We start from the raw sequence: 20470 nt of genomic DNA, 5'->3' as shown, positions 1-20470 counted from the left end.
GGCGTGCCGGCCGGAAGTCCTCGTACTGGCGTACTTGGGCTTTCGGCCGGTGCGGCGAGTGGGGGCACCTCCCGCGCAGCGGCGGAGCGTGCCGGGCGTCGCGACGGGGCGAACGTCGCCTGCCCGGGCACTAGCTGTCGCTCGTGACCTGGCCCTGCTTGAGCTTGAAGCTGCTGATCAGGACGTTGCACTTGTCGCCCGGCTCGCAGGAGACGGAGATCGTGTTGTGGCCCTTCTTGAGAGTCGGCCACACGTAGGAGCGGGTCCAACCGTGGGCGAAGTCACCGTCCTTGGCGCCCGTCCAGTTCCTCAGCCCCAGCGGGCTGCCGAACTTGGTTCCGTTCACGGTCACCGACATCGCCTGATCGGCGCCGGTCGCGCTGTAGTACGTGAACAGGGTGTACGGGCCGTCCGCCGGGATGTTGTCGACCGACCAGGTGATCGAGGTACCGGGCTGGTTGAGGTTGCCCACGTAACTGCCGTCGGAGGACTTGGCGCCCTGGACGGCCGAGGTCTTCGCCGCGCCGCCCGCCAGCTGGAGGGCACCCGCGTCGGTCTGCAACGGCCCGCTCGCCGCCGAGGCGCTCCCCGAGGGGCTCGGTCCGCTGCTCTGGGACTGCGTCGGGGTGGTGTCGGCCTGGTTGTCGGTCTTCTTGCCGCCCGAGCTGTCGTTCAGCATCGCCACGCCGATGCCGATGACGACCGCCGCGACCACCGCGATCGCGCCGATCAGCAGGCCCTTGGTGTTCGGGCCGCGGCGGGGCGGGGCGGGCTGGGGCGCGCGGCCGCCGGCCTGGGGACCGCCGGGGAGCGTCTCGGGGGCCTGGTAGTGCGCGTTCGGCTGGGTGTAGGCGCCCTGGGGCACGCCCTGGCCGTACGCGGGCTGCTGCTGGCCGTACTGGCGCTCGCCGACCGTACGCACCCTGCTGACCGAATTCGGGTAGCCGTAACCGCCGGACGGCGGCTGGGCTCCTCTGGCCTGGCCGTCGGCGTACAGGTAGCCGAACGGGTCGTCGTCCTCGGGCGTGCTCGCGCCGTTGTCGCCGGGCGTCATCCCTGGTACTCCTCAGCAGGTGCGGGCGGATGCGATAGGGGGTATGGACTAGCGAGCCTACCCGCTCTGGCTGAGCCAAACAGGTGACCAGGACCGCATCAACTCGCTGACCTGCGGCTCATCCAGCACGCCGGTGCTGTTTGGGACGAGATCGTTTCTCTACGTACATCCGCTCGTCGGCTGACTTCAACACCTCGTCCGCCGTCATCCCGCAGTGTGCCCACCCGATGCCGAAACTCGCGCCCACCCGGACGGCCCGTCCCTCGGCCCGGATGGGCTGGATGATCTCGTTGCGCAGCCGTGCGGCGAGGTCCTGGGCGTCGGCGCGGCCGAGTCCGTCGGCGAGGATCACGAACTCGTCGCCGCCGAGCCGGGCGACCGTGTCGCCGTCGCGCACGCCCCGGGACAGCCGGTGGGCCACCTCGATGAGCACCGCGTCACCCGCGTTGTGGCCGAAGCGGTCGTTGATGGACTTGAAGCCGTCGAGGTCGCAGAAGAGCACCGCGAGGCCCTTGGTGCCGTCGTCGCGGCCGTCCTCGGGGGCGACGGTGTGCACGTGGTGGTCGAAGGCGTCGTAACCCTCCGTGCCCGGCCGGAAGTCGAAGCCGCCGTGGCTGCCGTGGCTGCCCGGGGCGTCGAAGACCGGGTGGCCGTAGGCCGCGTCCAGGGACTCCATGTCGCCGGGCTGCGCGGGGCGTTGGCACAGGCGGGCCGACAGGCGTGAGCGCAGCTCGGCGGAGTTCGGCAGGCCGGTCAGCGAGTCGTGGGAGGCGCGGTGGGCGAGCTGCAGTTCGCGGCGCTTGCGCTCCTCTATGTCCTCGACGTGGGTGAGCAGGAAGCGGGGGCCGTCGGCGGCGTCGGCCACGACGCTGTTGCGCAGGGAGACCCAGACGTACGTGCCGTCGCGGCGGCCGAGGCGCAGCTCCGCGCGGCCGCCCTCGGCGGAGGTCCGCAGCAGCGTACCGATGTCCTCGGGGTGGACGAGGTCGGAGAAGGAGTAGCGGCGCATCGCGGAGGCCGGGCGGCCCAGCAGGCGGCACAGAGCGTCGTTGGTGCGCAGGATGCGGCCGTGCTGGTCACCGCCCATCTCGGCGATGGCCATGCCGGAGGGGGCGTACTCGAAGGCCTGCCGGAAGGATTCCTCGCTGGCGCGCAGGGCCTGCTGCTCGCGCTCCAGGCGGACCAGGGCGCGCTGCATGTTGGCCCGCAGCCGGGCGTTGCTGATGGCGATGGCGGCCTGGAACGCGTACATCTGCAGGGCCTCGCGGCCCCAGGCGCCCGGCCGGCGGCCGTTGCGCGGCCGGTCGACGGACAGGACGCCGAGCAGTTCACCGCACGAGCCGCCCTGCACGCCGGGCGTGTACATGGGGGCGAAGAGGCGGTCCGAGGGGTGCCACTCGTCCTCGAAGCGGGGCGCCGGGCCGTCCGTGTACCACTGGGGGACGTCGTCGTCGTCCAGCACCCAGCCCTCGGTGTGCGGGATGAAGATCAGGTCGCCCCAGCGCTCGCCCATGTGCAGCCGCCGGTCCCAGGACTCGCGGGAGCCGACCCGGCCGGTGATCAGGGCCTCGGCGGCGGGGTTGCCGGAGAACGCGGCGACGACGAGGTCACCGTCCTGGCGGACGAGGTTCACGCACGCCATCTCGTAGCCGAGGGCCTGTACGACGCCGTCGGCGACGGTCTGCAGTGTGTCCGCCAGGCTGCGCGCCGTGTTCATGTCGGCCATGACCTGGTGGAGCTGCCGCAGGGACGCAAGACGGACATACGGCTCCGACTCGGTCTCCATGCTCGCTCTCCCCCCGCGACCTCGCAGCGAATCAGGGATCTCTCAGCTTCCTTGCCACTGAATCACAGCGCGCTGCCCACTCGGTACACAGGGTCAACAATTACTGCCCCTTGTGACTCAAGTCACAAGGAAACGTGAACAATTGAGTGGAGTTTCTGCGATTACCCCGTGCGTTTACTGAACGCAAGCTTTGCGAGCGTGCGCACATGATGCACGAAGTTGCCGTGTGTCGTCCGCTGGTCCTAGGACCCGGCTCGGGCGCGGGCCCGATGCGGCCGGCGCGGGGCGGCGGTTAGCGTTTCGGACGTGCTGAACACCGCCTCCACCGCCACCCTCCCCGCTTCCGGGCATGCTGAGGGGGTGAGCAACGACGAGTTCCGGGCCGCGATGTCCCGGCTGGCCGCGGGCGTGGTCCTGGTGACCGCGCAGGAACCGCCGCTCGACCCGGACGACCCGCAGGCGCCGGGCGTGGAGGACGTCGGCATGACCGCCACCGCCTTCCTGTCGGTCTCGCTCGACCCGCCCCTGGTCCTGGTCAGCCTGCGCGAGGGCTCCCGCATGGACGACCTGCTGGCCGAACAGCCCCTGTGGGCGGTCTCGGTCCTCGCCGAGAGCCAGCGGCACATCGCCGGACGCTTCGCGATGAAGGGCCGCATCAGCGACCGGCTGCTCTTCGAGGACATCCCCTACGTCCGCGGCGAGGTCACGGGCGCGCCCCTGGTGGGCGGCGCCCTGGCCACCCTGGAGTGCCGCACCGAGCAGCGAGTGACCGCCGGCGACCACACGCTGGTCATCGGCCGCGTCCTCACCGCCCACGTACCGAGCGCCGAGGGCGGTCCACTGCTGTACTTCCGCGGGCGGTACCGGCACGTGGGCTAGGCGCCGGCGTGGCCCGCCGGGGGAGCGCTCGCGGGTGACGTGGGAAGACCGTCACCGCCTACACCGCCTCCACCGACAGCTCCGCCAGCCGCGCCGGATCCGTGACGACATCGATCGTGGCGATCCGGCGACCGACGAAAGTGAATGTCACCACACGCTCCAGCCGGTCCCCGACGCGTACGACCAGGCCTGTCGCGCCGTCCACCAGGGCCGGGCGGGCCACGGCGGCCAGGTGGGCGAAGTTCTTCGCGCCGGAGGCGACGCCGCTCGCGCCGATGGTCGTACCGGCGGCGCCGCGGGCCAGCACGTCCGGGTCGAGGACGGCCAGCAGTCCCTCGAAGTCGCCGTCGCGCGCCGCCGCCAGGAAGGCGTCGACCACCTCGCGCTGCCGGGCCAGATCGGTCTTTGGCACGGCCGCGCCCCGCACTCTGCGCCGGCCCCGGCTGGCCAGCTGCCGGGCCGCGGCCGGGGTGCGCCCGAGGATGCCGCCGACCTCCTCGAACGGCACCCCGAACAGGTCGTGCAGCACGAACGCCAGCCGCTCGGCCGGGCCCAGCGTGTCGAGGACGACGAGCAGCGCCGTGCCGACCGAGTCGGCCAGCAGGGCGTCCTGCGCGGGGTCCGGCCCGGCCGCGGCCGCCGGCTGCCAGGCGTCCAGGGGCCGCTCGCCCCGGGTGCGGCGGGAGCGGAGCATGTCGAGGCAGACCCGGCCGACGACGGTCGTCAGCCAGCCCCCGAGGTTGTCCACCTCGCGCACGTCGGACCGGCTCAGCCGGAACCAGGTCTCCTGCACGGCGTCCTCGGCCTCCGCGGCCGAGCCCAGCATCCGGTGGGCGACGGCCCGCAGATGGCCCCGGTACTCCTCGAACCGCTCGGCGAGGGCGTCGGGGTCGTGCCGCCGCTCGTGCTCGCTCATCGTTCCGTCCAGCCTCTCCGTCGCCGTACAGGGTCTGCGACCCTGACGTACGGCGGCCGGAAAGTGTGACGGACCCGCTCAACCCCAGTCCCGGCCCGAGCGGCCGCGCTTGGTGTCCGAGCGCTGCTTCTTCTCGCGCAGCCGGCGTTCGTTGATGCCGCGCGGGATGCGGGTGGGCCTGCGGGGCTTGGGCGGGGGCGCGCTGGCCTCCGCCAGGAGCGCGGCGAGGCGTACGGCGGCGGCCTCGCGGTTGCGCCACTGGGAGCGGTGCTCGGAGGAGCGGACGGTGACGACTCCGTCGACGAGCCGGCCGGCCAGCCGCCGCAACGCCCGCTCCTTCCACACCGGAGGCAGGGCCTCGGTGCGCGCGAGGTCGAAGCGCAGCTCCACCTGCGAGTCACTGGTGTTGACGTGCTGTCCGCCGGGCCCCGACGACCTGGAGAAACGCCACATCAGCTCGGCCTCGGGAAGCGAGACGGAGCCACGGATGACGTAGGGACCGGACATGTCCCCCATGGTCGCGCGGCGAGCAGGTCCACGTCACGCGAAATATGCCGGGTAAAGAAAGTAAAGGAAGTCGGAACCTTCCCGGCCCCGCCCGGCGTTCATAGGGGTAGCTGTGGCTTTTCCGCCGTACCGAACCAAGGGAAGGGACTCCCAGAATGGCTGTAAGCCTGTCCAAGGGCGGCAACGTCTCGCTCACCAAGGAGGCTCCGGGCCTGACCGCCGTCACCGTGGGGCTCGGCTGGGACGTCCGCACCACCACCGGCACGGACTTCGACCTGGACGCCTCCGCCATCGCGGTCAACGCCCAGGGGAAGGTCCACTCGGACGCCCACTTCGTCTTCTTCAACAACAAGCAGACGCCGGACAACTCGATCGTCCACACGGGCGACAACCGCACCGGCCAGGGCGAGGGCGACGACGAGACCATCAACGTCAACCTGGCCGCCCTCCCGGCCGACATCGACAAGGTCGTCTTCCCGGTCTCCATCTACGACGCCGAGAACCGCGGCCAGAACTTCGGCCAGGTCCGCAACGCCTACATCCGCATCGTGAACCAGGCCGGCGGCGCCGAGATCGCCCGCTACGACCTCTCGGAGGACGCGGCCACGGAGACGGCCATGGTCTTCGGCGAGCTGTACCGCAACGGCGCGGAGTGGAAGTTCCGCGCGGTGGGCCAGGGTTACGCCTCGGGCCTGGTCGGCATCGCCCAGGACTTCGGCGTGAACGTCTGACACCCGCGCACCGGACGGGAGCCCCGGCCCACGGGGCGGGGCTCCCGCCGTCCCGAGCGGCCGCGCCCGGGGCGTCAGGGCTGGGCCGGCTTGCCGTCGCCGTACAGCCAGTCCTTCCAGATCCCGGAGAAGTCCGTGCCGGGGAATTGTTTCTCCACGTACGCCGTGAAGTCGGCCGTGTCGGCGTTGCCGTAGCGGTGCGAGGCGGGCCAGCTGCGCAGGAGGGCGAAGAAGGCCTTGTCGCCGACCTTCTGCCGGATCTTGTGCAGGACCATCGCGCCGCGTTGGTAGACCGGGCTGTCGGAGATGTGCTCGGCACTCGACGGCTTCGCCGGCGGATAGGCCCAGACCGAGTCGTCGTCCCCGTTGTACGTGTCCATGAAGGTCTGCTGGGCGCTGGGCCCGCCGTGGTCCTCCATCCACAGCCACTGCGCGTAGGTGGCGAAGCCCTCGTTGAGCCACATGTCACGCCAGGACTTGGGGGTGACGCAGTCGCCGTACCACTGGTGGGAGAGTTCGTGCACGACCGTGCCGACGTCCGGGGCGCCGGGGTAGGTGGGCCGGTCCTGCGTCTCCAGGGCGTATCCGGAGGCGCCCTCGGGGGCGACGATCGCGCCGGCGGAGGAGAAGGGGAACGGGCCGAAGGTGTCCTCCTCCCACTTCAGGATGTCGGGGAGCCTGGCCAGGACGTCCGCGCTGCCGTCCGCCTGGGACGGGTGGACGGCGGTGAGGACCGGCAGCCCGTGCGGCCCGGAGCTGCGCTTGATGGTGTAGTGGCCGATCGCGACCGTGACCAGATAGCTCGCCATCGGCTCGGGGGTGTGCCAGTGGTACGTCGTACGGCCGCCCCGGGTGCGCCGATACGCCAACTCGCCGTTGGAGACGGCCTGCAGGCCCTTCGGCACGGTGACCGTGATGTCGTAGGACGCCTTGTCGGAGGGGTGGTGGTTGCCCGGGAACCACGCCATGGAGCCGACCGGCTCGCCGAGGCCGAGCGCGCCGTCGGCGGTGGGCAGCCAGCCCTCCTTGGAGCCGTCGGGGTCGGTGAGGGTCTGCGGGACGCCCGAGTAGCGGACGGTCGTGCGGAACGTCTCGCCCGCGTTCAGGTCCGTGTGCGGGCGGACGGTCAGCTCCTGCCCGGACCGGCCGAAGGGGGCCGCCCTGCCCTCGACGGCGACCGAGTCGACGTGCAGCCCGGCGAGGTCGAGGTCGAAGGCGGACAGGTCCTGCGTGGCGCGGGCGGTGATGACCGCCGTCCCGGTGAGCCGGCGGGCGGCCGGGGTGTAGTCGAGGGTGAGCGCGTAGTGCTCGACGTGGTAGCCGCCGTCGCCGGCCAGCGGGAAGTACGGGTCGTGCACACCGGAGCCGCCCGGGGTGCCGTGCGGGACACCGTCGGCCGCCGTCCCGGTCAGGGCCAGGCTGAACGTGAGCAGGGCCGCAGCGGCCGGGGCGGCCACGGCGAGGCGTACGGATCGGGGCACGCCAGCGATCCTATGGGGCGCCTGTCTTACTTATCCGGTCGGAAGTCAAGGGGCGCGCGGGGACCGCGGACGCCCCGTGACACCATCGGTGCGTGCTCGACATCGGCTACGCCCTCTCCACCCGGTTCCCGGACCCCCCGCAGACCGACTACCGCCGCGCGGACGTCCACGCGCTGCGGCACGACCTGTTCTGCGGCGACGTCTACCTCGCGGACACCGAGACAGACCGTGAGCTGTCCACAGCCTGGGGATGGGTGCCGGTGCTGGACTTCGCGTGGGCGCTGTGCGACATCGTGGAGCAGCTGGACCGGGATCCGATGGGCTCGCGCGCCGCGCGGCCGCAGCACGCGGAGCTGGACTTCACCGAGTCCACCGACCGGATGCTGTTCGAGCGCCGCTTCGGCTGGGTGGACATCGAGGCCGACTGGATGCCGGCCGAGGAGGCGCCGCTCAGCTTCGGCCACGCCGAGCTGCGCCGCGAGGCCCGCGACTTCCTGCACGACCTGATCGCGGACCTCACCGACCTCCATGAGGACCTGGCCGAGAACCCGGCGATCTGGACCCTCCAGGCCCGCTTCCCCCGGGTGCCGTAGCCCTACGGCCGAGGCCGGCCCGGTGGCCGTACGGCCCGCTACTCCACCCGCAGTCCGAGCGCCGCCGCCAGCGCCGGTGCCAGGTCGAGCAGCTGGCCCGTGCTGATCACCGCGCCGGACATCCGGTCCAGCCCCCGGGTGATCTCCAGCGGGGCGGCCCCGCGCAGGTCGACGTCCGTCAGCGTCGCCCCCTTGAAGTCGGCGCCCTTCAGGGAGCAGTTCACGAACTCGACCCGGTTCAGGGTGGCGCCGCCGAAGTCCGGCTCGACGAGGACGCAGGAGTCGAAGACGACGTCGGTGAGGCGGGCCGCACGGAAGTTGAGGTAGTCGGCCTTGCCGCCGCGGACGACGACCCGCTCCAGCGTGGCGCCGTGCAGCTGGGTGCCGCCCAGGCGGGGATCGGTCAGCTCGACGTCGCGCAGGGTCGCCTCGGCCAGGTCCGTGCCGACCCCGCGCAGCCCGTGCAGCACGGTGTCGAGGACGCGGGCGTGCCGCAGCCGGGTCTCGCCCACCGCGCACTCCCGCAGCGCGCAGTCCATGAACCGGGCCCCGGCCCCGTCCTGCCGGGCCAGGTCCGCGTCCCGGAACTCCAGCCCGTCGTAGTCCCCGTCCGGGGCCAGCCCGCCGCCGCTCCACGGCTCCAGCGGCGGCAGCCGCAGCTCCGGCCGCCGAGCGGGCCTCAGCCGGTTCCCGCCCGTACCTGTCGCTCTCCTCGCCATGCCCCCATGCTGCACCCCGCCACTGACAATCGCCCTGCCCCGGGACGTCAGCGGGCCGCCTGGGCCAGCTCCGCCAGCGCCCCGCCCGACAGCCGGTACATCGTCCACTCGTCCTGAGGGCGGGCGCCCAGGGACTCGTAGAAGCCGATCGCGGGCCGGTTCCAGTCCAGGACCGACCACTCCAGCCGGCCGTAAGCGCGCTCCCCGCAGATCCGCGCCAGCTCGGTCAGCAGTGCCCGGCCGTGGCCCGCGCCGCGGGCGGCCGGGCGGACGTAGAGGTCCTCCAGGTAGATGCCGTGCACCCCGCGCCAGGTGGAGAAGCTGAGGAACCACAGGGCCAATCCGACCGGCTCGCCGCTGTCGTCGTCCACCGCCAGGTGCGCGTACACGGCCGGGCGCTCGCCGAACAGGGCCTCCCGCAGCTGCTCCTCGCTCGCCCGAGCCTCCTCCAACGCCTTCTCGTACTCGGCCAGTTCGCGTATCAGCGTGTGGATGACGGAAACGTCGGCGGGGGTCGCGGTACGAATCATGGCGCGAGGCTGACCCAGGGCTGCCCCGAGGCGCCCTCAGTGCCGGCCCGCCACCCGGTCCGCGGCCTTCGCCAGGCGGGAGGACTCCGTGCCGGGGCGGAGGCGTTCACGCTGGTCGGCGGTGCGGTAGGTGGCGTACATGCCGTGGACGCCCAGCCAGCGGAAGGGTTCCGGTTCCCACTTGCGGACCCGGTGGTTCACCCACGGCAGGTCCGTCAGCTCGGTGCGGCCGGCCTGGCCGGAGTCCCGCTGGACCAGGTCGCGCAGGGTGCGCGCGGCCAGGTTGGCGGTGGCGACGCCGGAGCCGACGTAACCGCCCGCCCAGCCGAGGCCCGTCGAGCGGTCCAGGGTGACCGTGGCGCACCAGTCCCGGGGGACGCCGAGCACCCCCGACCAGGCGTGGGCCACCCGGACCCCGGCGAGGGAGGGGAAGAAGCGGGTCAGGATCTCGCGCAGGGCCTCGATCGTGGCCCGCTGTGTGCGGCCGTCGTTGTCCGTGCGCGAGCCGAAGCGGTAGGGCACTCCGCGTCCGCCCAGCGCGATCCGGCCGTCGGCGGTGGCCTGCGCGTACATGTACGCGTGCGCCATGTCGCCCAGGGTCTCGCGGCCCGCCCAGCCGATCGACGCCCACTGCTCCTCGCTCAGCGGCTCCGTCGCGATCATCGAGGAGTTCATGGGGAGCCAGGTGCGCCGCTGGCCCTTCAGGGATGCCGTGAAGCCCTCCGTGCAGCGCAGCACGTAGGGGGCGCGGACCGTGCCGTAGGGGGTGACGGCGTGCTTCGGGCGGATCTCCGTCACCGGGGTCGACTCGTGGATCGTGACCCCGAGCGCCTCCACCGCCGCCGCCAGGCCCTTGGCCAGCTTCACCGGGTGCAGCCGGGCCCCGTGCGGGGTCCAGGTCGAGCCGACCGCGTCCGCGACCCTGATCCGCTCGGCCGTCTCGCGGGCGCCGTACAGCTCCCGGTCCTTCTCGCCGTACGACAGCTCGTGCTCGTGGAAGGCCTTCAGCCGCGCCAACTGGGCCGGTGTGGTGGCCACTTCGAGGACCCCGCCGCGGTGGATGTCCGCGTCGACGCCCTCCGCCTGCGCCACCGCGATCACCTCGGCGACGGTGTCGTTCATCGCCTTCTGCAGGCGTACGGCGGCCTCGCGCCCGTGCAGTCGCGCGTACCGGTCGCGGCCCGCGACGCCGTTGTAGAGCCAGCCGCCGTTGCGTCCGGAGGCGCCGTAGCCGCAGAACTTCTGCTCCAGGACCGTGACCCGCAGGAAGGGCGCGGCCTTCTTCAGGTAGTACGCCGTCCACAGGCCCGTGTACCCGCCGCCCACGATCACGACGTCGGCCGTGGCGTCCCCCGCCAGCGGCTCGCGCACCGCCGGCAGACCGTCGTCCGCGTACCAGAAGGAGATCCCGCCGTTGACGACACCGCCCGCGCACCCGGGGACGGCACTGCTTGCCGAGCTGCTCATGCGCGGACGTTAACCCCTCCTCCCCGCCGGTGTCTCCTTCGGATTCCATGCTTTTCCGCGCCCCCGGACCAGCGGAAAGCAGGCCAGTCCGATCAGCACGGAGGCGAAGTGGCCCAGATCGGTGAAGGTCCGCCCCTCGGCCAGCGGCAGTCCGAAGACGACCAGCACCACCAGCAGATACGCGTAACGCCAGGGACGCGCGATCCGGTACGTGAGCACCGCGACGACCCCGGCCAGCGCGTAACTCACGCCGACGTCCAGCGTGTTGACGGCGGAGTGCGGTGCGATGCCGCCCCGGATCGCCATCAGCAGGGCGCCCTCGCTGATCAGGGTCGCCAGCACGTGCGCCGCCGCGCACACCGCGAGCCAGCGGGCCGTACCCAGCCAGCGCTCGGCCGGCGCGTGGAACACCGTGTACAGGAAGGCGTACGGGATCCAGTGCCCGCTGTCGATCCAGAACGCGCTCGCCACCAGCACCCGCACCGGGTTGTGCGACAGCTCGTGGATGTTGGTCGAGCGCTGGCGCAGGAAGTGCTGCTCGAACTCCGGCGACATGCGGTGCAGCGCGACGGTCGTGACGAACAGGACCACCAGCCACAGATACGTGCCGGGAGCGCTGCGGATCCAGTCCCACGCTCTCCCCAGGACTCTGTTCAGGCCCGGCTTGATTCGCATGAGCCGATTCACGCACGCCGGTATCGTCCCGTCCGTGATCGACATTCCCGCCGGCCTGGCCGAGGCGCAAGCGAGGTACAACGGCGCGGCGGGCCGGGCCTTCATCGCCTCGCTGCCCCGGCTGGCGGCGGACTTCCTGACGCGCTGGCGGCTGCGGCCGGACGGCCCTTCGATGCACGGCGTCGGCGCCCTGGTCCTGCCCGTCGCCCGCGAGGACGGCACCCCGGCCGTGCTCAAACTCCAGCTGCCGGACGAGGAGAACGAGGGAGAACCGGTCGCGCTGCGCGCCTGGAACGGCGACGGCGCCGTACGGCTGCTCGACCACGACCCCGAGACGGGCACCCTGCTCCTGGAGCGCCTGGACGCGTCCCGGACGCTCTCCTCGGCGGCCGGCCCGCGCGCCGCCGTCGAGGTCGTCGCCGGGCTGCTCGCCCGTCTGACCGCCCTCCCGGCGCCGCCGGGCCTGCGCCGGCTCGGCGACATCGCCGCCGCCATGCTGGAGCGGACCCCGTGGGCGCTGGAGCGGATACCCGACCCCCGCACCCGCCAGGCCGTCGCCGACTGCGCGGCCGCCGTGCGCGAGGTCGCCGCCGAGCCCGGCGACCGGCTGCTGCACTGGGACCTGCACTTCGACAACGTGCTCGCCGCCGACCGCGCCGACTGGCTCGCCATCGACCCCAAACCGCTGGTCGGCGACCCCGGCTTCGAGCTGTGGCCCGCGCTGGTCAACCGGTTCGAGGCGGCCGAGGTCGCCTGGCGCTTCGACGCGATGACCGACGTCCTCGGCCTGGACCGGGAGCGGGCCCGCGCCTGGACGCTGGGCCGGCTGCTGCAGAACGCCCTGTGGCACGTGGCGGACGGACGGCCGATCGGGGACCGCCCGCTGGAGATCGCCCGCCGGCTGCGCGCGTGAGACCTGACCGCCGCAAACGTGATCAAGGAAAACTGATCAAGGATTTACTCCCGGCTCATTGTCCGGGGTCGGAGCGCGTCGGCAGCATTCGACTGTCCGCAGACCCACCCGGTCCGCAACGCCATCCACCAGAAGGGCACTTCCTTGCTCTCAGGAAGACGCCGGGCGGCATCCGCCGCCGCCGTCCTTTCCACCACGGCACTCATATCCACCGCGCTGTCCACCGGATGGCTCACGGCGACCGCCTCCGCCGCACCGGCGGCCAAGGGCGCGGCCCACGTCAAGCACCTGTGCTCCCACGCCACGACGCCGGGCCATGTCGCGTGCCTCGCCGAGGCCCGCACCGACCTCGTCCAGCACCTGACCGTCAGCCCGGACACCACCCCGTCCGGCTACGGCCCCGCGGACCTGCAGAGCGCCTACAACCTGCCGTCGGCCAGCGCCGGTTCGGGCCGGACCGTCGCCATCGTGGACGCCCTGGACGACCCCAACGCGGAGTCCGACCTCGCCGCCTACCGGGCCCAGTACGGGCTGCCCGCCTGCACCGCCGCCAACGGCTGCTTCCACAAGGTCGACCAGACGGGCGGGACGAACTACCCCACCCCGAACGCGAGCTGGGCCGGCGAGATCTCCCTCGACCTCGACATGGTCAGCGCCGTCTGCCCGCAGTGCCACATCACGCTGGTCGAGGCCTCCTCCACGAGCACGACCGACATCGGCATCGCCGAGAACGAGGCCGTCCGCCTCGGCGCCAAGTACGTCTCCAACTCCTTCGGCGGCCCCGAGGACCCGACCGAGGCCTACGCCGACGACCAGTTCTTCAACCACCCCGGCGTCGCCATCACGGTCAGCTCGGGCGACAACGGCTACGGCGTCCAGTACCCGGCCTCCTCGCCCTACGTCACCGCGGTCGGCGGCACCTCGCTCACCCGCTCGGGCAGCGCCCGCGGCTGGAGCGAGTCGGTGTGGTCCACCAGCAGCACCGAGGGCACCGGCTCCGGCTGCTCCGCGGACGAGGCCAAGCCCACCTGGCAGACGGACACCGGCTGCTCCCGCCGCACGGTCGCCGACGTCTCCGCCGTCGCCGACCCGGCCACCGGCGTCGCCGTCTACGACACCTACGGCGGCTCCTCCGGCTGGAACGTCTACGGCGGCACCAGCGCCTCCTCGCCGATCATCGCGGCCACCTACGCCCTCGCCGGCACCCCTGCCGCGAACAGCTACCCGTCGACGTACCCCTACGGGAACAGCTCCGCCCTGAACGACGTCACCACGGGCAGCGACGGCACCTGCTCCCCCGGCTACCTGTGCGCCGCGGGCACCGGCTACGACGGCCCGACCGGCCTCGGCACGCCCAACGGAACCGCCGCCTTCGCGGCCGGCGCGAACGCCGTCAACGCGCTCCAGCCCGGCCGGAAGCTCACCGCCGGGCACAAGCTGAGCAGCGCGGACATCACGCTGACGATGGGCAGCGACGGCAACCTGGTCGCGTACCTGAAGACGAACGGCACCAGCGGCAGCGGCCCGGCGATCTGGTCCACCGGCACCTCCGGCCACTCCGGCGCCTACGCGTACATGCAGGCCGACGGCAACCTCGTCGTCTACTCCAGCACCGGCACCGCCCTGTGGTCCACCCACACCAACGGCCACTCCGGCGCCTACTTCCTGGTGCAGGACGACGGCAACCTCGTGGTCTACGGCTCCGGCGGCGGCCCCGGCACGGGCGGCGCGCTGTGGTCGGACGGCACCTACATGCGGTCGTCGAAGCTCGCCTCGGGCCAGAAGCTCACGGGCGGCTCGTGGACGCAGACCCAGTACGTCCGCCTGGTGATGCAGCCGGACGGCAACTTCGTGATGTACCGCCAGCGCGACGGCAAGGCCATCTGGTCCACCGGCACCTCCGGCCACTCCGGCGCCTACGCGTACATGCAGGCCGACGGCAACCTCGTCGTCTACTCCAGCACCGGCACCGCCCTGTGGTCCACCCGCACCAACGGCCACTCCGGCGCGTACGCCCTGCTGCAGAGCGACGCCAACTTCGTCGTCTACACGAGCACCGGCGGCCCCGGCACGGGCGGCGCCCTGTGGGCGAGCAACACCCGCTCGTACGTGCCCTGAGCCGTACCCGCTCCTGAGACGCGCCGGTGACCCGGGAACCTCCCGGGTCACCGGCGTCTCTCACGCCCTGCACTGCCAGGCGTCTCCCCAGAGGCTGCGACGGCGCACGACCCCCACTAGACTCGGAGGGTGGCTTCGCCGCCGGAGCGCACCGTTGTGCAACGGGCCGACGGGCGCACGGACTTGGCCTGGCCGCGTGCCGGAGCCGGCGTGGCGCCCTCGGCGTCGCGGTGACGAAGTCGTCTCACCCCCCTGAGAATCAGGTGGCCCCCATGACATCCCCCTCCGCATCTCCGAACAACGGCGTGGCAGCCATGGCGAACCTCGGCTGGCAGGCCCTGCTCACCATCGGTCTGGCATCGGTGGCCCTGGGCGTGGTCGTCCTGGCATGGCCGGGCGGCACGCTGCGCGTCGTCGGTATCGCCTTCGGCGTCTACCTGCTGGCCACCGGCGTCTTCCAGCTGGCCGCGACGTTCGGCACGCATGTGCCCGCGCATCTGCGCGCACTCCACTTCATCACCGGCGCGCTGTGCGTGCTCCTCGGGCTCGTCTGCTTCCGGGGCGCTCTGGAGTCGATCCTGCTGCTCGCCCTCTGGATCGGCTTCGGGTGGCTGCTGCGGGGCGTCATGATGACGGCGGCCGCGGCCTCGTCCCGCGACGTCCCGGGACGCGGCCGACTGCTGGCCCTGGGGCTCATCACCCTTTTCGCGGGCGCCGTGGTGATCGTCATGCCGTTCGGCTCGATCGGCGCGCTCACCCTGGTGGCGGGCATCATGGCCATCGTCCTGGGCGTCGGCGAGGTGTTCCACGCCGTCCGGCTGCGCGTCGACGCGGGCCGCCTCACCCGGGGCACCACGGCCCGGCCGCGCCGGTCCCTGTTCCACGCGCACCCCCACCCCCAGCACTGACACCGGCAGCCCCGGCCGCCCGTCCCGATGCCCGGGACCGTCTTCGTCCTCACGGCGGTGGTCCTCGGCTACGCGCTCTTCTCCGCGCGCATCACCCGGGTCGGGCTGTCACCGGCACTGGCCTTTCTCGGCCTCGGCCTGGCGCTCGGTCCGTACGCGCTGGGCTGGGTCGACGTCGGCCTGCGGCACCAGGGCTTCCGGATCCTCGCGCAGCTGGCGCTCCTGTTCCTCCTGTTCGGCCAGGCGGTACGGCTGGATCTGCGCACGGTGCTGCGGCGCGGGGCGCCGGCGCGTCGCCTGCTGAGCGTCGGGATGCCGGTGGCCGTGGTACTCGGCACGGTCACCGCGCTGGCCCTCCTGCCCGCCCTGCCGTTCTGGGAGGCCGTGTGCCTGGCGATCGTCGTGGCGCCGCCCGAGGCATCGCTGGTCGAGTCCCTGCTGACGGACCGGCGCGTGCCGCTGCGCCTGCGCGAGAGCCTCTACGTCGAGAGCGGCCTGTACGACGGGATCGCGCTGGCCGCCCTGCTGGCCGCCCTGGCCGTCGCCTCCTCCCAGGTCCGGCCCCTGGCGGCGCACTGGGTCCTCTTCGCGCTGCGGACCGTGCTCGCCTCGCTGGCCGCCGGGCTCGCGCTGGGCCTGGCCGGCGGCAGGGCGATGGCCGCCGCCCGGTCCCGCCGGTGGATGACCGGGGCGTGGGTGCAGTTGGCGCCCCTGGCCCTCGCGGTGCTCTGCTTCGGCGTGGCCGAGGCGTTCCACGGCAGCGGCTTCGTCGCCGCCTTCGCCGGCGGCCTGGCGTACGCGAGCGTGGCACCCGGGCACGGGCAGGGGGTCGGGGCGGCGCACATGACCGACGCGGCCGGTGAGCTGCTGGGACTCCTCGTGTTCGCGCTGTTCGGCGCGGTCGCCGTCGTACCGGCGGTACGGCACGCCGACTGGCGCGTCTGGCTGTTCGCCGTCCTGGCCCTGACCGCCGTACGCGTCGGGGCCGTCGTGGTGGCCATGACCGGCAGCGGGTCGCCGGGCCGGAGCACGCTGTTCCTGGGGTGGTTCGGCCCCCGGGGCATCGCCACGCTCGTCCTGGGTCAGCTCGTCCTGGAGGAGGGCAAGGCCCAGCAGACGACGCTGATGAGGCAGGCCGCGGTCCTGACGGTGATCCTGAGCATCGTGCTGCACAGCCTCACGGCACCCTGGGGCGCCCGGCTCTGCCGCCCGCGCGACGCCTCCGCCGAACAGCCGGCGACCACTACAGGCGGGCGACGATCAAGGCGATGTCGTCGTGTCCGCCGCTGCTGACGCCCATGCGGGAGAGCAGGACGTCGGCCAGGTGCTCAGGACCGAGCCGGGGGTTGTCGGTGAGGGTCTGGGTGAGCCGGTGCAACCCGAGGTCGATGTCCTCGTCGCGGCGTTCGATGAGCCCGTCGGTGTACAGGACGAGGGTGTCGCCGGGTGTGTAGGGAACGGCGGCCTGGGGGCGCGGGACGTGCCGGGGGCGGGCTCCCAGGGGTGGGTCGGTGGCCTGGTCGAGCAGGATGAAGGTGCCGTCGGGGCGGACCAGGACGGGTGGGGGGTGGCCGGCGCTGCTGTAGGTGATGTGCCGGCCGCGGGTGTCGACGACCGCCTCGACCGCGGTGGTGGCGAGGGCTCCTTCCACCGAGCGGGCGTACAGGCCCAGGACCTCCATCGCCTTGGCCGGCTCGTGCAGAGCGCGGACGGCGGCGGACAGGGCGCTGCGCAGCATGCCCATGGCGGCGGCCGCCTCCAGGCCGTGGCCGACCACGTCGCCCACCGCGACGGAGAAGGCGTCGTCGGGCAGGTTCACGACGTCGTACCAGTCGCCGCATACGTTGAGCCCCTTGGCCGCGGGCAGGTAACGCACCGCGATGTCCGGGTGCAGGGCCAGGTCCGGCGACTGCATCATCGCCTCCTGGAGGGTGACGGCGACCTTCCGTTCCCGGGCGTGGGCCTGCCGCAACTGCTCGTTGACCAGCTGGAGCTCCCGGGCCCGCGCGTACAGTTCGGCCTCCATCGCCTCGCGTGCACTGAGCGTCTGGCCCGGCTGTGCACGGGTGGCGTGGGACAGCACGAAGCCGGTGACGTCCTCCACCCGGTGGATGATCCAGGCGACCTGCCCGTCGTGCCCGAGCACGGGGGTGTTGATCGGAGACCACCACCGCTCCTCGAACGATCCCGGGTGGCCGGGTACGGGGATGTCGTACTTCTGCACGGCCATCGTGTCCGGCTCCTTCGAGCGCAGGACCCGGTGCAGGGAGGCGCCGAGGTTCCGTACCCCGTCGGCGGTGGGGTCCGCCGGGTTGTCGGGGAACGCGTCGAAGAGGTACTGCCCGACGAGGTCCTTCGGCGTGCAGCCGGTGGCCCGGCAGTAGGCCGCGTTCACATCGGTGATCACGAGATCGGGGCCCAGTACCAGGTAGGGGCTGGGAGTGGCGGTGAACAGCGCGTGGTAGTCGATCGGCGGCGTGGTCACAGGCGCTCTCCCGTTCCTCTCCGAGGGCCCCCTCTCCGGTGTCCCACCATGTGCTGCTGATCGCCACGCGAGCGGGCGGCGGGCGCGGCGTCGCACCTTGGGAACAGGCCGCGTCAGCTGTGCGAAGCGAGGGAACGCAACGCCGTGGGGGCCGGATCCGTACGACTCGGTCGGCGGCTGTCTTCTGGAGCAGGCCGTAGGCGAGGACCGGGAGCAGCAGGTGGGGCGTGTCCGGGAGCGCGGCGGTGATCAGCACGGCGCCGGCGCTGCTGTTGTTCATGCCGCAGGCGAGGGTGAGCGAGGAGGCGGCGGGCGGGTCCAGGCGCAGCAGCCGCGCCGCGCACCGGCCCAGCACGAACGACAGCTGGCAGACCACTGCGGCCACGACCAGCGCGCGCCCAGCAGCAGCGGGCGCGGCCGAGCGACGGATCAGCGGTCCGAGCGGCAGCGCGTGGGTGTGGCGCAGCCACAGGCCGGGGCCCGGCACGAGCAGGGCCGCGACGTAGGACAGGACGACGGCCCGGCCCAGACGGCGCCGCAGCCAGGCGGTGGCGCGGTCAGGGGGCGCCGGCACGGCCGTCGGAGCGGGCGCGTGCATGGCGGATGCGTGCATGGCGGATGCGTGCATGGCGGTCTTCTTCCGTCGCGGGGGCAGGTGCGGGACGGAAGACCGCTACGAAGACCATGTGCGTGCGGGCGCATGGAGCCATGGTGCGCGCAACGACGGGCGGCGCCGGTGATCCACGGCGGCAGTCAGGATCTGTTCAGGTAACCGGTGCCACGGTCGGACCGCATGAGCGTGCGGATCACTGCCCGGACTGCGAGGCGGGGTCGATGGCGAACGTGCCGCGCGTGCCGGTCAGGCGCATGATGCGCGCGAGGAAGCGGGGGACGGCGGACAGGCGCAGGTCCACGCCGTGACGGCCGGCGGTGCGCGCGGCCGACAGCAGCACGGTCAGCCCCGAGCAGTCGCAGAACCGCAGCTCGCTCAGGTCGATCACCACGTGCCGGTGGCCGGTCAGGGCGGTACGCAAGGCCGTACGGACCTCGGGCGCGGTGAGGACGTCGAGTTCCCCGGCCACGCGCACCCGGCAACTGCCGGGGCCGGTGGTCTGGAGTGCCACCGTGATCGCACCGTTCACCGGTATCCCCTCCACCCGGGGCCCTTGCCTCCAGGAGAACCCCGGCCGCCCGGTCCTGTCCAGGCCAGGTCTGCTTCCACCGCGAGGCCCTGCCGCACAGCACCCGCGGTGATCGCTCCCGGGGTCCTCGGCGCTCCATGCCCGTCAGCCTCTCGGTGACAGAACTGTCACACGGCACAGCACAACTGGCCGCCGGGCCGGTGGGTCCGACTGGGTGTGACGACGGCACACCGCCCGCCGTCACCGAGCGCGGCGGCACCGCGCGACACACGCACCCGGGGGATACGTTGAACACGCTTGCGCACAAGGTCCGTTCGTCGGTGGCGGTCTCGGGGACCGCCCTGCTGCTGGCCGTCGCGGGCTTCGGCCTCGCGCCGGCCGCTTCCGCGGACGGATCGCAGCCGCCGACGCTGGCGGTCGCCACCGCCGCGCCCGCGGAGGTGGGCCTGGCCGGCCAGCCGGTCGCCTTCACCACCAAGGCCTCCAACACCGGCGCGTACGACACCTCGTCGGCGCGGCTGATCTACCGGATCGACGGCGGAGCCGGCCTGCCGCCGAACGCCGTCACCCTGCAGTACCGGCTCAGCGGCACGGCGTGGAAGACGGTGCCGCTGACGTACGCCGACGAGAAGTTCTCCGGCGAGGTTCCCGAGACCTTCCCGCTCGCCGCGGGCCACTCCCGCACCGTGCAGCTGCGCATCGGGGTACCCATGGGCACCCCGCACAACGGCGACAGCAACGGCGGCACCCAGCAGCTGAAGCTGACCACTCTCGTCTCCTACGGCGCCGCCGGAGCAGCCACCGGCACCGACCACGACACCATCAAGGTCGACGGTCTCGGCACCGGACTGTCCGGCCTCCCCGCCACCGTGACCGCCGGCGGCCCCGCCGTCGGCTTCGAGGCCACGGTGACCAACCCCACCGCGTCGAGGTACGAGAACGTCACCGACACGCTGATCACCAACAGGTACGCCTCCGTGCAGGTGCTGCGCTCCGGGACCTGGAAGACCCTCACGCCCCTCACCTCGAACGCCGAGGCCGACGTGTACGGGTTCGACGTGATCGGCAAGGACGCCTCCCTCGCCGCGCACAGCAGCACGGTCGCCAGGGTCCGGGTGACCTACCGCAAGGACACGCCCGCCGGGAAGGCCACCGTGCAACCCTGCGTCTTCGTCAACGAGGGGTCGATGCCGTTCAGCGGCACCACCTCCTGCGGAGACCACGCGACCTTGACGGTGCGCGCGGCGGGCTCCACCGGATCCACCGGCGGCACGCCCACGCCGGCTCCGAGCGCCTCCGCGACTTCGGCCCCCTCCGCCTCGCCGTCCACCTCGGCCGAGGCCCCGTCCGCGACCTCGGGCACGACCTCCGGCACGTCCGGGACCGGCTCGCAGCTGGCCAGGACCGGAAGCAGCGGGACGGCCACGCTCGCCGCGGCGGCCGGCGCCTTCCTGCTGGCCGGAGCCGGGGCACTGGGCGTCGTGGCCCTGCGCCGCCGCCGCACCCGGGCCTGACCTCCGGAAGTGGCACGGACACCTCCCGCCCCGCCAGGCCGGGAGGTGCGCC

The 20470-nt window shown here is 72.7% G+C and carries 20 protein-coding genes; 9 read left to right on the top strand and 11 right to left on the bottom strand.

The window, feature by feature from the left end; translation table 11 throughout:
* Nucleotides 1-130 precede the first annotated feature (130 nt).
* The gene (locus tag ACZ60X_RS27705) at nt 131-1054 is read right to left on the bottom strand and encodes a carbohydrate-binding protein (RefSeq protein ID WP_469603852.1); all 924 of its coding nucleotides are present in this window, start codon (nt 1052-1054) and stop codon (nt 131-133) included.
* Nucleotides 1055-1172: 118 nt separating this feature from the next.
* Nucleotides 1173-2840, bottom strand: a complete 1668-nt coding sequence (gene cdgB / locus ACZ60X_RS27700; protein ID WP_469603849.1) for a diguanylate cyclase CdgB — start codon at nt 2838-2840, stop codon at nt 1173-1175.
* Between the two features lie 387 nt (nt 2841-3227).
* On the opposite strand from cdgB, the gene ACZ60X_RS27695 reads away from it, so the two are divergent.
* Nucleotides 3228-3719 (top strand): flavin reductase family protein, encoded by a 492-nt coding sequence (locus ACZ60X_RS27695; protein WP_469604330.1) that lies wholly within the window; start codon nt 3228-3230, stop codon nt 3717-3719.
* A gap of 58 nt (nt 3720-3777) precedes the next feature.
* Here ACZ60X_RS27695 and ACZ60X_RS27690 read toward each other — a convergent pair whose 3' ends face one another.
* Together ACZ60X_RS27690 and arfB are read right to left on the bottom strand one after the other, a co-directional pair.
* Nucleotides 3778-4635, bottom strand: coding sequence for a sigma-70 family RNA polymerase sigma factor (locus ACZ60X_RS27690; protein ID WP_469603846.1), 858 nt, complete (start codon nt 4633-4635; stop codon nt 3778-3780).
* A gap of 78 nt (nt 4636-4713) precedes the next feature.
* Nucleotides 4714-5142, bottom strand: coding sequence for an alternative ribosome rescue aminoacyl-tRNA hydrolase ArfB (arfB, locus tag ACZ60X_RS27685; protein WP_469603843.1), 429 nt, complete (start codon nt 5140-5142; stop codon nt 4714-4716).
* A gap of 155 nt (nt 5143-5297) precedes the next feature.
* On the opposite strand from arfB, the gene ACZ60X_RS27680 reads away from it, so the two are divergent.
* Nucleotides 5298-5873 carry a TerD family protein gene (locus tag ACZ60X_RS27680; RefSeq protein WP_469603840.1) on the top strand — a complete coding sequence of 192 codons (576 nt, stop codon included), beginning with the start codon at nt 5298-5300 and terminating at the stop codon, nt 5871-5873.
* 74 nt (nt 5874-5947) lie between these two features.
* On the opposite strand, the gene ACZ60X_RS27675 is transcribed toward ACZ60X_RS27680, so the two are convergent.
* On the bottom strand, nt 5948-7354 hold the full coding sequence (locus ACZ60X_RS27675) for a M1 family metallopeptidase (protein ID WP_469603838.1): 1407 nt from the start codon (nt 7352-7354) through the stop codon (nt 5948-5950).
* A 92-nt stretch (nt 7355-7446) separates the two neighbouring features.
* Between ACZ60X_RS27675 and ACZ60X_RS27670 the strand changes: the two genes are divergently transcribed.
* On the top strand, nt 7447-7947 hold the full coding sequence (locus tag ACZ60X_RS27670; RefSeq protein ID WP_469603835.1) for a hypothetical protein: 501 nt from the start codon (nt 7447-7449) through the stop codon (nt 7945-7947).
* 38 nt (nt 7948-7985) lie between these two features.
* Here the strand turns inward: ACZ60X_RS27670 and ACZ60X_RS27665 are convergent, their stop codons facing one another.
* Genes ACZ60X_RS27665 through ACZ60X_RS27650 form a run of 4 tightly spaced genes read right to left on the bottom strand, consistent with a single transcriptional unit; the run spans nt 7986 to nt 11338 of the window.
* Nucleotides 7986-8666 carry a pentapeptide repeat-containing protein gene (locus ACZ60X_RS27665; protein ID WP_469603832.1) on the bottom strand — a complete coding sequence of 227 codons (681 nt, stop codon included), beginning with the start codon at nt 8664-8666 and terminating at the stop codon, nt 7986-7988.
* Between the two features lie 47 nt (nt 8667-8713).
* On the bottom strand, nt 8714-9196 hold the full coding sequence (locus ACZ60X_RS27660; RefSeq protein WP_469603830.1) for a GNAT family N-acetyltransferase: 483 nt from the start codon (nt 9194-9196) through the stop codon (nt 8714-8716).
* A gap of 36 nt (nt 9197-9232) precedes the next feature.
* Entirely contained in the window at nt 9233-10663 is a 1431-nt protein-coding gene (locus tag ACZ60X_RS27655) for an NAD(P)/FAD-dependent oxidoreductase (protein WP_469603827.1), read from the bottom strand.
* Between the two features lie 9 nt (nt 10664-10672).
* Nucleotides 10673-11338 carry a rhomboid-like protein gene (locus ACZ60X_RS27650; protein ID WP_469603824.1) on the bottom strand — a complete coding sequence of 222 codons (666 nt, stop codon included), beginning with the start codon at nt 11336-11338 and terminating at the stop codon, nt 10673-10675.
* Here ACZ60X_RS27650 and ACZ60X_RS27645 point away from each other — a divergent pair.
* The 4 genes from ACZ60X_RS27645 (at nt 11337) to ACZ60X_RS27630 (ending at nt 16570) form a co-directional block, all read left to right on the top strand.
* Nucleotides 11337-12251, top strand: coding sequence for an aminoglycoside phosphotransferase family protein (locus ACZ60X_RS27645; protein ID WP_469603821.1), 915 nt, complete (start codon nt 11337-11339; stop codon nt 12249-12251). The two genes, ACZ60X_RS27650 and ACZ60X_RS27645, sit on opposite strands and share 2 nt — an antisense overlap.
* Before the next feature lie 144 nt (nt 12252-12395).
* Nucleotides 12396-14369: a hypothetical protein gene (locus tag ACZ60X_RS27640; protein WP_469603819.1), complete on the top strand. Its 1974-nt coding sequence runs from the start codon at nt 12396-12398 to the stop codon at nt 14367-14369.
* A gap of 272 nt (nt 14370-14641) precedes the next feature.
* The gene (locus tag ACZ60X_RS27635; RefSeq protein WP_469603816.1) at nt 14642-15277 is read left to right on the top strand and encodes an HdeD family acid-resistance protein; all 636 of its coding nucleotides are present in this window, start codon (nt 14642-14644) and stop codon (nt 15275-15277) included.
* A gap of 27 nt (nt 15278-15304) precedes the next feature.
* Nucleotides 15305-16570, top strand: a complete 1266-nt coding sequence (locus tag ACZ60X_RS27630; RefSeq protein WP_469603813.1) for a cation:proton antiporter domain-containing protein — start codon at nt 15305-15307, stop codon at nt 16568-16570.
* Here ACZ60X_RS27630 and ACZ60X_RS27625 read toward each other — a convergent pair.
* Entirely contained in the window at nt 16521-17762 is a 1242-nt protein-coding gene (locus tag ACZ60X_RS27625; RefSeq protein ID WP_469603811.1) for a PP2C family protein-serine/threonine phosphatase, read from the bottom strand. The genes ACZ60X_RS27630 and ACZ60X_RS27625 overlap by 50 nt on opposite strands.
* Nucleotides 17763-18007: 245 nt before the next feature.
* On the opposite strand from ACZ60X_RS27625, the gene ACZ60X_RS27620 reads away from it, so the two are divergent.
* Nucleotides 18008-18268: a hypothetical protein gene (locus ACZ60X_RS27620; RefSeq protein ID WP_469603808.1), complete on the top strand. Its 261-nt coding sequence runs from the start codon at nt 18008-18010 to the stop codon at nt 18266-18268.
* A 300-nt stretch (nt 18269-18568) separates the two neighbouring features.
* Here ACZ60X_RS27620 and ACZ60X_RS27615 read toward each other — a convergent pair whose 3' ends face one another.
* Entirely contained in the window at nt 18569-18904 is a 336-nt protein-coding gene (locus ACZ60X_RS27615) for an STAS domain-containing protein (RefSeq protein WP_469603805.1), read from the bottom strand.
* Between the two features lie 287 nt (nt 18905-19191).
* On the opposite strand from ACZ60X_RS27615, the gene ACZ60X_RS27610 reads away from it, so the two are divergent.
* Nucleotides 19192-20418, top strand: a complete 1227-nt coding sequence (locus ACZ60X_RS27610) for a hypothetical protein (protein WP_469603803.1) — start codon at nt 19192-19194, stop codon at nt 20416-20418.
* Nucleotides 20419-20470: the final 52 nt, after the last annotated feature.

It is taken from the genome of Streptomyces sp. NPDC104106 (genome assembly GCF_055584345.1).
This window is presented reverse-complemented; position numbering and strand designations above follow the sequence as displayed.